This is a genomic window from Chroococcidiopsis sp. SAG 2025, assembly GCF_032860985.1.
GTDB lineage: Bacteria > Cyanobacteriota > Cyanobacteriia > Cyanobacteriales > Chroococcidiopsidaceae > Chroococcidiopsis.
In genome coordinates, this window is record NZ_JAOCNC010000001.1 from 4064929 (window position 1) to 4076116 (window position 11188).

Here is an 11188-nt window from a genome sequence, read left to right on the forward strand (position 1 = left end):
AATGGCAGTAATAGAATTGCCATCATAGCCACAGTTATGACAAGTTATTGATAATTTTGGTGGTTTTGGAGCCATATTTCTGCTTGACAAAAACCAATGATTTGCTTAACTATTTTGGTCTGAAATTTCAGCTCGATTGATTTTTAGTAAATATTGGTAGCACTCTATATATACTTCCATACAAACTGGATGCAGTTTTATCAAAATTTCCTGACACAATAATTCTGTTTGAGTCCAGCTTAAACCATGCCATTTTTGCAGAGGACAGCTTACTGTTGCTTCTATCTCGCTGAGTAATTTGATTATGTCTACCCTTTGCTCTAACCGCTGTTTTAAAATAGGTGCAAAGACTGGCTCTTGAGGACATTGTTGGCTAAACCAACTTTCCAAAATAGTAAGAGAGCGATCTGTATGAGTTATGGAGGCAACGCGATCGCCTGTCTGTTGTATGAGCTGGGTAACTAATTGACCGAATCGGTCGTAAATTTCAGCATTAAATGTAAAGTAGTATCGCTTGGCAAGTGCTTCTACAACTGCTTCCCAGTCAGTCTGTCGCCGACCGAATTGCCGATCGCGCGGTTCAATTCTGGTTTTTAAATTGCTGTAAGCGCGTTCCGCTGCCATAGCTTTTTGCAATAACTCTTGTTTTTGAGCCTCGCATTCCTCTGCTAATCGCTGGAAGATCGCGCTCAAAGTTTCTAATACTCTTAGCGCCGAGCGCGAACCGGAGTACTGTAATGAGTCAAAGAACTCTTGCATCTGAACTTGGTGCTGCGATCGCATTGCTTCCACATTGGACTGCAATTGCGCTTTAAAGCCGTCGGCTGGGTAAGAAGATGTGCGTTGAGTAAATTCAACTAGATCGGCAGCTTTCTGCTCGATCCATTCTTTTATATCAGAATCTAAAGATTGCCAGCCGAAATTGCCGATTGCCTTGACATTCGCCACCAATTCTACAGAGATTGGCGTTCCTCCCTCCATTCGATCTAGAGCTGTAACAATGGGATAAGTATTTTCTGTCTTGATGAACCCCAGTCGAGCGAGAATTGTACCTACAGCAATTTGTTCTGCCGAGCGATCGCGCCACTTCGCAATTAATTGAGCAGCCAACCAGTAACTCCACAACTCCAAGTCAGGCAGAGGTATGCGGACAGGCAGGAATTGTAAGTCGGACAACTGCTGATAATTCTCTCTGGCTCTAGAAAGTAGGTAGTGTAGTAGCGCAACGCTCTCATCGTCCTTGCTATTGAAGTTAAAGAGTAAAATAACATCTTCTTGTTTACCATCATTAGGCTGCCAGCTTTCTAGCACCATGTTCCAGACTCCGTGAGGTTGACCTTACCCTTTCCAAAGCGCAAATAATTTGAGCAAATCTGTCGATTAAAAGCACCAGGTTTGGACAAGTAGAATCCGCAACTACACATTTGTGGACGTGTAACGGCTTCCCGAAGCTTAGTCCGCCGATGCCAACTGAGGAAATTCAATGCTTTTGAATCTGCACTCGTCTGGTTTTGTTTGCGTGGTTTTGCGACTTGCAGTTGCCAAGTAGATATTTCCTAAATTATTTCAACTTGTTATATAAATATATTCTACCGACTGCAAATAAAATGAGTTACGCATTGTGTTTTAATAGCAAATATGTTTCTATGTTGTCCTTTATACAATACTGATTATGGTTCTGCATATGTTGGTAATGCTTTAGAATTACTTGACTGCCTCGAATCCAATTCTATCGATTTAGTTATTACTTCTCCACCTTTTGCCCTACAACGTGAAAAAAGTTATGGCAATGTCGAGCAAGAGGCTTATGTAAATTGGTTATTTAATTTTTGTGAAAAAGTCTATCGAATCTTGGCACCACACGGTAGTTTTGTTCTGGATTTAGGAGGAGCATATCAAAGTAAACGTCCCGTGCGATCGCTCTATAATTACCGCATTTTAATTAAACTTTGCGACGATCTAAATTTCCGTCTTGCTGAAGAGTTCTTTTGGTATAACCCCTCAAAATTACCATCTCCGATTGAGTGGGTCAATAAACGTAAGATTCGCACTAAGGATGCTGTCAATACTATTTGGTGGTTATCAAAAACTGATAATCCCAAAGCTAATGTGAGTAATGTACTCGTGCCTTACTCAGAGCGCATGAAAAAATTACTCCAGAATCCAGAAAAATTTTATCAACCAAAAGAACGTCCATCAGGACACGATATCGGTAAAGCTTTTGCTAACAATAATGGAGGAGCAATCCCTTCTAATTTATTACAAATACCCAATACTGAAAGCGGCTCTCGCTACATCCAATTATGTAAAGCAGCTAAGATTGGCGCACATCCAGCACGTTTTCCGCAGAAACTTCCCCAGTTCTTTATTAATTTTTTGACAGAACCAGGCGATACAGTCCTCGATATCTTTGCAGGTTCTAATACTACAGGTGCAGCAGCCGAATCATTACAACGACATTGGATCGCGTTTGAACAAAACAGATCGTATCTCGCAACTTCTGCATTTCGATTTGTTGATGCTAATCTGAATCAAGCACAAGTTACTACTCTATATACTCAGTTAATGTCAAGTTCGCAGACAGTAGCTTTACAGTCATTCGATACTCACCGCATAGTTGATTAAATATTGTTACTAATGTTTTCTCAACGCGAGCGCATATAAAAATAGATTTATTGCATCAAAATTAGAATTGTAAACCTTTGACTGGATCTTTTGATATTCCTGACAGATTCAGCTCGGTCTATCTAAAATAGTTATTTACCAAATCAAGCTATTTGTACAAAGAAATAAGTTAGTCCAGCTAAACTTTAGACTTTAGTGCGATCGATCGCGTTCGTCAATATTACGGATGCGATCGCTAATCTTAGCGCGCCAACCTAAAACTCATTATTATAATGAAGTTATATGAATTAATTCTATGAAAATAAAAGTCAAAATCTCTTATCTCTCGCTCTGCTATTTAGTAACGGGATTATTATTTTATCTAAATACATTTGTTAAGGCGATCGCTATTTCACATACAAGCATAAAATCTTCTCCTCAGATAAATAAAATAAACTTATATAATAACATTAAAATATCTAGTGTGGAAGCTCTGATCCCTGGCGATCGTACAGATGTCGATTTGATGCAAATTGTACCACCAATTCGTTTAGTCGAACTGAGTCAGAAATTTAAAATAGCATTGCAAAAGAATTCCGATAGCGAATGGTTATCGAGCTTAATCAAAAATACTCCCGCCGGACAACCTCTACCTTACGATCCTCGGCTTGGCGTTTCTAAAACTGAATATCAAGAATTTCTTAGTCTCTCCCAAAAATTAATAGCAAAGAAGATAGGAACGTCTATATTACAAGTCAAGCGTGAGGGTAATAAGTACGTATTTTTAGGCAATAATTCTTTATCTAATTTAACCGGAATTAAACTCGATCTCGATCGCAATCTTCTGGAAACTCCATACGGGACAACGGCAAAACTATTAGTAGTTGTAGCTCATACAGAACGACAACACCTGACTGGTGCGTGGAGTGGATTCATTTGGAAATTAGAGCAATTCGATCGCTATACTAACTCTACTATTAAAATCCAATTTAGTTTGGGAAGAATGACGCATAATGGACGAGGAATTTTGCATTATGATATCACTAGAATTAGCGATCGTGCTGTGGCAAAATCTACTCCTCTCATCCTTCAGTACGATTTAGTTCCATTTCGTTAATTCGATAAAACTTGAGTTTTTTATACGATTTTTCATTCTCAATACTCATCAAGTTACTTGCCGAACTTTAACATAGCTTTGTTTTTCTATCTGTAAAATTACTGAATAAATGTTGACTTTATAAATTAGTTTGATAATTTCTAGAATTGAGCCATGCTAGTGTTGTCCATGCCAACTTTAGTGTGAATCGTTGAAGAATTTATGCAGCTTCGTTTTGAAATTGATGCAGAATCGAGCATCCAAATAAACTACGGATTATTTAAAACTTTGCATGAACTGAACCAGTTTAAGTAGGAATTTGAATTTAGTTTCAGTCGTGCATTTGTAGATGCAGATATTAATTATAAAAAACCGGAAAAATTATGTATAAAAAATTATTATTATCAAGTGTCAGTGTCATGACAGCATTACTCGCGATCGCAGCTCCGGGCTCTCTAGCTGAACCCTCAAGTTATTCTATTTGGTCTGACTCTACACCTTTAAATGCAGTTGTAGACAAAGATACTAAGCCTGTCGAACTAGGGCTAAAGTTTCGTAGCGATGTAGATGGAGAAGTGTCAGCAATTAGATTTTATCGAGCCGTGGCAAACGATAGTGGTTACGTCGTTAATCTTTGGACTAGCACTGGAGAGTTGCTCGGTACGGGCAGAGCTGTTGAAGGACAGCAACCCGCTCCAGGTTGGCAAACCATACAATTCTACCCACCCATATCAATTAAGGCAAAACAAACATATATTGCTTCTTATTACGTCAACTCTGGGCAATATGTCGCCAGCGAAAAATTCTTCGAGCGTGCTGGGGTAGATAATGGGTTTTTACACGCTCTGCGTAATGGTGAAGCTGGAAGTAACAGTACATACATTTACGGTTACGGCGGTGGTTTTCCAACTCAGTCATACAATAGTACTAACTACTGGATAGATGTTGTCTTCAAACCTAAAACAACGAGTATTTGGAATGATTCTGTAGCTCCATCTTCCATTGCCACTTTTGATTCTCAAGCAGTAGAGTTAGGTGTAAAGTTTAAAGCCACAAAAGAGGGCTTTGTGACTGGCATTCGGTTCTACAAAGCCGCTACTAACACTGGTATGCATGTTGGCTCTTTATGGACTGCTGGGGGTCAGCTCATCGCACGCGGTACGTTTGTTTCCGAAACAACTTCTGGCTGGCAACAACTTAAATTCGACCAGCCAATTCGGATCTCGGCAGATACGATTTACGTAGCTTCTTATCACGCTCCAAAAGGTAACTACGCTTACACGCTGAATCACTTTACCAACCCCATTAGCAACTCTGGTTTGCAATTTCTTGATGGTAATAATGGCGTGTATAAATACGGTAGCTCCAGCTTTCCCAGCCAAACTTACAAAAGTAGCAATTACTGGGTAGACGTTCTATACACTCCGATTGGAGATTAATTGGCAGCTCCTACCACCTCGATTACAGCTTCTAACGCGATCGCAACGTGCGTCCAATGAGTTCCCCCTTGACAAAAGATCGCGTATGGCTCTCGTAAAGGACCATCAGCGGAAAATTCCGAGGTACTACCATCGATAAACGTCCCCCCAGCCATGACTAACTCACTTTCATAACCAGGCATTTCGGCGGGTACGGGGTCGAGATAAGAACCGATCGGCGAGTTTTGCTGAATTGCCCGACAAAAAGCCACTAATTTTTGTGGCGAACCCAATCGAACTGCTTGAATCGTGTCTCGACGCGGCACCATTGGGGCGGGATTCACTGGATATCCTAACTTGTCGAACACGTATGCAGTCAGGTGATTACCTTTCATTGCCTCTCCTACCATCTGCGGCGCGAGAAATAGCCCTTGAAACATCAGTCGATGCTGGTCGAACGTCGCCCCGCCAGCACTACCGATTCCTGGGGCTGTGAGGCGACAGGTAGCTGCTTCTACCAACTCCTCTTTCCCCGCTACGTAGCCGCCAGCCGTGACGATCGTCCCGCCAGGATTTTTAATCAAAGACCCCGCCATCAAATCCGCACCGACAGCCGTAGGTTCTCGATCTTCGATAAATTCGCCGTAGCAGTTATCGACAAAACAAACTGTATTGGGATTTTGCTGTTTGACGATATGGACGATCTTTTCAATCTCGGCAATCGAAAGGCTAGAACGCCAGGAATAACCGCAAGAACGCTGGATTAAAACTAAACGGGTGCGATCGCGCACCGCCGTTTCTAACGCCTGCCAATCAATATTTCCTGCTGCGGTCAGATCTATTTGACGATAATTAATGCCAAACTCTATTAAAGAGCCTTGCCCGCTGCCCCTAAGCCCGATCGCTTCTTCCAGCGTATCGTAGGGCGCACCTGCAACCGCCAGCATCTCGTCCCCTGGGCGCAACACGCCAAATAAAGCACAGGCGATCGCGTGAGTTCCAGAGACAAACTGGACTCTCACTGCGGCTGCTTCTGTTTGCATCACCTCAGCAAATACCCGATCTAATATCTGACGACCCAGATCGTCGTGACCGTAGCCGCTGACAGAAGCAAAATGATGCGCCCCCACCCGCTGGTGACGAAAAGCACTCAGCACTCGTTTAAGATTTTGCTTGACCTGAGCGTCAATTCCAGAAAAAATCGGAGATAGTGCCTGTTCTGCTAGTTGCAGCTGTTCGTAGCTGTTCATCGTCAAATTTATCGCTTTAGTTTAACTTAATAAGTGGATCTTTGATTCTGGCAGATCGGGCGCTAGTTTTTGAATTTAGGTTATCGCATGACGATTGCTACCCCAACCAAACTGACAATCAACTGGGTCAATACCCTATTTTTTATTGGTTTGCATTTTGGAGCTTTATTTGCTCTACTCCCTAGCAACTTCAGCTGGCAAGCAGTTGGTGTTGCCGTGTTTCTCTACTGGGTCACTGGCGGTTTGGGAGTTACTCTAGGATTTCACCGTCTTGTCACCCACCGCAGCTTTCAAACTCCAAAATGGCTGGAGTATTTCTTAGTATTTTGCGGAACACTCGCCTGTCAAGGAGGTCCAATTGAATGGGTAGGGACGCACCGCGCCCATCATCTTTACTCCGATACAGAACCCGATCCTCACGACTCTAACAAAGGTTTTTGGTGGAGTCACATCGGCTGGTTAATTTATCGCAGACCGATTGAATTAGATCTTGCTCGTTTTACAAAAGATATTGCTGGCGATCCAGTTTATCAGTTTCTAGAAAAAAATATGATTTTCATCCAGATCGCTCTGGGTGTAGTCCTGCTTTTACTTGGTGGCTGGTCGTTTGTCGTTTGGGGAATTTTCGTGCGAGTCGTATTCGTCTACCACTGTACCTGGTTGGTAAACAGCGCCACGCACAAATTTGGCTATCGCAGCCATGAATCCGGCGATCGCTCGACCAACTGTTGGTGGGTAGCCCTGTTGGTGTTTGGTGAAGGCTGGCACAACAACCACCACGCCTTTCAATACTCTGCCCGACACGGCTTAGAGTGGTGGGAAATCGATCTCACTTGGATGACAATCTGCTTGCTACAAGCTCTTGGCTTGGCGAAGAATGTGAAGTTAGCTGGAAAGGCTGACGGTTGACGTTGACAGTTGACGGTTAACAGTTAATAGTCAACCGTCAACTATCAACTAAAATCTGCTATTCCCCTGGACGATATGCTTTACCGTCGTCAGGCTTTCGGGGCTGATCAGTCCTCGGCGGTGTCCTTTCTGATTTGACATCCCCAGAAATATTGACTCTCCTCGGGCAGGATTGCGGCAAAAGCGCGGGGAGGCGTTGATATAAGTGGAGGCGCTATTCACCCGCAAAGCAAAGTGACGGCTTTCTTGATAGGACTCGGTAACGATGCAGTCGGCGTGACCGCTACTATAACGATTGATCCACGAAATGGCTGCTTCTAAGTTGTCCACTACCTTAAAAGCTACTGTTTTGTTTAAATATGATTGACTCCACTCAGAATCCTTTGCCAGTTGTAGCTGGGGAAATGCTTCGACTAAGGCGCTATCTCCCCTAACTTGAAAACCTTTTTCCTGCAAGCTGTTCCACAAGGTAACGAGGGATGAGGGATTGGTGGTGCGGTGAATCAAGACTTTCTCGATCGCATTCACCGGATCGGGTTCGCTAGCGTGACTGTCTAAAATCGTCCAGCGCATCATTTCGATACTGCCAGATAGCGACCAGTAAAGGTAACAGTTCCCCATCGCCGATTTCAAAACTGGGGTGGTGGACTGTCGCACGACCTGCTGAACTAAGCTGGGGCGACCGTAGGGAATGACAAGGTTTATATATTGGTCTTGGGTAATTAATTCTTGTGTTAAACTCCCTTCCTCTGTCTCAATTCTTTCCAGACAACCAGAAGGCATTCCGCTTTCCTCTAAGGCAATTTGCAGAACCTTGGCAATAGCAGCATTAGAGTGACTGGCTTCACTCCCACCTTTGAGAATGAGGCTGTTACCAGTTTTGATACATAATCCCGCTGCGATCGCCCCAAGTTCTGGAAACGCTTCGTAAACCAACGCGATCGTTCCCAACGGCATGAGCTGGCAGTAAGTTTGAGAATCGGCAAGCTGGTAGTCAGCATTTCTAATCCGTCGCAAAGGGTCTGACAGTTCGCCCAGGCGTTGCAAAATTTCTACCGCAGCTTGGAGGCGTTCGGGAGTCAACTTCAGCCAATCCACGATTAATTCTGGCACTGCCATTTCGCGACTAGCTTCCAAGTCCAAAGTGTTGGCTTCCAAAATGTCATCGAAAGATTGCTTGAGTGCTTCTGCCATTTTTTGCACGGCACGACTGCGGTCTGCCCCCTTACTAATTCCTAGTTTTAGGGAAGCTCCGTAGGCGCGACGAGCAGTAGCGACCAAGCTTGAGTGAGTATGAGATGTGTCACCTGTCATCGACTTAACGTCTGTAAATCAGCCAGACCATTAGTGCTGGCAGTACTGCTAGCAGTACTGCTACTAATGCCCATACTAGAATACTGGCATGGTGTGGCGATCGCAGTGCCAAAGGCAACCAAAAAATTAGCAGCCCAAACACTACTAATAGTGCTACTGGAAGATAGCTCTGTCCCAAACGTGGCTTAGCTACGCTCCAGCGATTGCCCAGCCAGCGCCATGCTCTCTTGTAAGGGTAGCTGGTGGATAATTGTTCTAGTACATACCCGTTTTCTTCCACAACGAAGAGTTGCTGACAGCGATCGCAGCCGAATGCTTCTGTCAGCGTAATCGGAATTAATCGCCCGTGTCGGCGACAGGGACAAGGGTAATCTACACTCAGATCGATCTTTTGGGTCTTTTGAGGTTGCACGAGCCGCCGTAGAACCAAAATGTGGCTATCCTACGAGTTTACATAATACTTTCTAAGTCTAACCAAATAATTCTCAGCTTTCCATTACATTTTCCGAACATCAAGTTATTTGGGTTCGACTCAGATTGCTTGTTGTTGCTTAACGCAACACGAGGTTAGTAGGTTTTACCTCCTATCTGAGATTCTAGAACAGATAAAAGTTGCTTTGACTCCAGCCAGAGCGATTATTTAATTAACTTATTCGTTCTAAATCTTTTCTATTTTACAATTTGCTTTAAGCGGGTAACGCGATTCGAACGCGCGACATCAACCTTGGCAAGGTTGCGCTCTACCACTGAGCTATACCCGCAATTTACTGCGCATTTATTAATGTCTCAGATTTGGCTGAGTTTGTCAAGCTTTTTTCCGAGATTGTTCAGTTATTAGCGAGCAGGGAGCAGGGGGAAGAGAGCAGAAGAAGCTCCAGGAGAATAAACAATTTCCGACTTACGACTTACGACTTACGACTTCTCCCTTCTAGCTCTCAGTGCTGGGTACAAATACTATGCGAGGGGGATGAGATTGCTGTGAGTGTTTTTTTGAGCTGTTTGAAAATAGCTCGATCTCCTGGCGCTGTCTTTCTACAGCTACCCTGACTTGCTGGACTTGCCTGCCAATTTTGTCTATAGCCTCTAGCAGAGCAGTACCATCATCGCCATTGCTATTACATTTTGTATTATAAGTATTTTTAATAGCTTCACCTGTAAGTTGGTGAATTGACTTACCAGTTTCCCGTTCAATTCTGATCAATAACTCTATATCTTCTGGTTCTAGCTCAATATCAATTGTGTTGCCTCGCATTTGTGCTACCTAATTTAGTCTGGACTACAAAATGAAAAGTTATGTTTGATAGCGTACATTACTGGCTTGTAGTTTGTCACTAAATTAATGCCAATATATGCGCTGGAGATCGGCTCAAAGCAAAGACTTCAACTGCCACGAACTTAACCTAATTTCAACTTATCGATCTACCTCGATTGGAGGATTTTTACTCGACAAAAAAGGTAGCGCATATAACTAACGCTACCCACCATTTTTCAGAGTATTGAGTAGCATTTTTCACTTGCCACTCCTGCATTGTCACTCGCCACTTTCTGTAATTGGCGATCGCTCGTTAGCAACGGCACTTTTCAGCGATGCAGCGGGCAAGGATTGAGAATTATTGTTGTAGGGTTCTACAGTAATATCGGAATGTAGTTGCCGCATCAAGCTAGCCATCTCAATCGCGTTCATGGCGTAGTCCCAACCCTTGTTGCTCTTAATTCCGGCTCTTTCCAGAGCTTGCTGCATCGAGTCTACAGTCAAAATACCAAAAATGACTGGTACGCCAGTTTGAAATCCTGCCGCAGCAATGCCCTTAGCTACTTCTCCCGCAACATAATCGAAATGGGGAGTTTGACCGCGAATGACTGCTCCAAGACAGATCACGGCATCATAACGATGAGACAATGCTAATTGTCGCGCCACAATTGGCACTTCAAAACTACCAGGGACGTAAGCATAATCGACTTGACTGCCGTGAGGATTCGGATCGATGCCATGACGTTTCAAGCAATCTTGACATCCTTCTAACAGCTTACCAATCACTAAATCGTTAAACCGACCGATGACGATCGCAAACCGTAAAGGTTCTGTCTGAGTAAAAGTTCCCTCGAAGACTGCCATTACTAAATCAGTTGTCAGTTGTCAGTTGTCAGTTGTCAGCGTAGAGACATTACGTGTAAGTCTCTACAAAGTAGCGATCGCTTGCTTGTCAATCGCGACGATCGACAAGGGCGATCGCCTCAAGTTGCTTATACAACCAAAAAGTTCAAAACACCGATGACGATCACTAGACCGAACCAGGCGATCGAACCGATCCAAAGCAGCCTTTTTGATTCCACCCAATTTTGGGGAGTAGCGTAAGCCACGGGAACGCCAATCACCAAAGCAAAGGACAAGAATACCAGGGCAACTAAAGCCAATTGAAACAAAGCAGATAACATCAGTATGTCTCCCTACACAGCAACAAACCAGAATAGATCTAGATTAAGCTTAAAGCTTGCTAATTTTGCTTATAACCTATATGTAACCTATCAGAAATTGTCACAATATAGGGAGTAGGGAGTAGGGAGTAGGGAGTAGAGAAGACAAAACTACTCATCAC

11 protein-coding genes and 1 tRNA gene are annotated in these 11188 nt (G+C 43.4%); 4 read left to right on the plus strand and 8 right to left on the minus strand.

All coding sequences use genetic code 11. The features are described from left to right. Positions 1 to 105: 105 nt before the first annotated feature. The gene (locus tag N4J56_RS19645; protein WP_317107977.1) at positions 106 to 1314 is read right to left on the minus strand and encodes a hypothetical protein; all 1209 of its coding nucleotides are present in this window, start codon (positions 1312 to 1314) and stop codon (positions 106 to 108) included. Positions 1315 to 1638: 324 nt separating this feature from the next. Between N4J56_RS19645 and N4J56_RS19650 the strand changes: the two genes are divergently transcribed. From N4J56_RS19650 to N4J56_RS19660, 3 genes are all read left to right on the plus strand, one after another. Continuing rightward, the gene (locus tag N4J56_RS19650) at positions 1639 to 2625 is read left to right on the plus strand and encodes a site-specific DNA-methyltransferase (RefSeq protein ID WP_317107978.1); all 987 of its coding nucleotides are present in this window, start codon (positions 1639 to 1641) and stop codon (positions 2623 to 2625) included. Between the two features lie 463 nt (positions 2626 to 3088). Continuing rightward, positions 3089 to 3721 (plus strand): hypothetical protein, encoded by a 633-nt coding sequence (locus tag N4J56_RS19655; RefSeq protein WP_317107979.1) that lies wholly within the window; start codon positions 3089 to 3091, stop codon positions 3719 to 3721. Between the two features lie 398 nt (positions 3722 to 4119). Continuing rightward, positions 4120 to 5139 carry a DUF4082 domain-containing protein gene (locus tag N4J56_RS19660; RefSeq protein WP_317107980.1) on the plus strand — a complete coding sequence of 340 codons (1020 nt, stop codon included), beginning with the start codon at positions 4120 to 4122 and terminating at the stop codon, positions 5137 to 5139. On the opposite strand, the gene N4J56_RS19665 is transcribed toward N4J56_RS19660, so the two are convergent. After that, positions 5136 to 6368 carry a methionine gamma-lyase family protein gene (locus N4J56_RS19665; protein WP_317110666.1) on the minus strand — a complete coding sequence of 411 codons (1233 nt, stop codon included), beginning with the start codon at positions 6366 to 6368 and terminating at the stop codon, positions 5136 to 5138. The two genes, N4J56_RS19660 and N4J56_RS19665, sit on opposite strands and share 4 nt — an antisense overlap. Before the next feature lie 87 nt (positions 6369 to 6455). On the opposite strand from N4J56_RS19665, the gene N4J56_RS19670 reads away from it, so the two are divergent. Beyond that, positions 6456 to 7277, plus strand: a complete 822-nt coding sequence (locus tag N4J56_RS19670; protein WP_317107981.1) for an acyl-CoA desaturase — start codon at positions 6456 to 6458, stop codon at positions 7275 to 7277. Between the two features lie 48 nt (positions 7278 to 7325). On the opposite strand, the gene N4J56_RS19675 is transcribed toward N4J56_RS19670, so the two are convergent. From N4J56_RS19675 to psbZ, 6 genes are all read right to left on the minus strand, one after another. After that, positions 7326 to 8591 carry a glutamate-5-semialdehyde dehydrogenase gene (locus N4J56_RS19675; protein WP_317107982.1) on the minus strand — a complete coding sequence of 422 codons (1266 nt, stop codon included), beginning with the start codon at positions 8589 to 8591 and terminating at the stop codon, positions 7326 to 7328. 4 nt (positions 8592 to 8595) lie between these two features. After that, complete coding sequence (locus N4J56_RS19680) at positions 8596 to 9003, minus strand: hypothetical protein (RefSeq protein WP_015156083.1); 408 nt, start codon at positions 9001 to 9003, stop codon at positions 8596 to 8598. 277 nt (positions 9004 to 9280) lie between these two features. Continuing rightward, positions 9281 to 9352, minus strand: a tRNA-Gly gene (locus N4J56_RS19685). A 167-nt stretch (positions 9353 to 9519) separates the two neighbouring features. After that, positions 9520 to 9843, minus strand: a complete 324-nt coding sequence (locus N4J56_RS19690) for a hypothetical protein (protein WP_317107983.1) — start codon at positions 9841 to 9843, stop codon at positions 9520 to 9522. Positions 9844 to 10122: 279 nt separating this feature from the next. Beyond that, the gene (gene ribH / locus N4J56_RS19695; RefSeq protein ID WP_317107984.1) at positions 10123 to 10707 is read right to left on the minus strand and encodes a 6,7-dimethyl-8-ribityllumazine synthase; all 585 of its coding nucleotides are present in this window, start codon (positions 10705 to 10707) and stop codon (positions 10123 to 10125) included. 128 nt (positions 10708 to 10835) lie between these two features. Continuing rightward, entirely contained in the window at positions 10836 to 11027 is a 192-nt protein-coding gene (gene psbZ, locus N4J56_RS19700) for a photosystem II reaction center protein PsbZ (protein ID WP_015156080.1), read from the minus strand. Positions 11028 to 11188 lie beyond the last annotated feature (161 nt).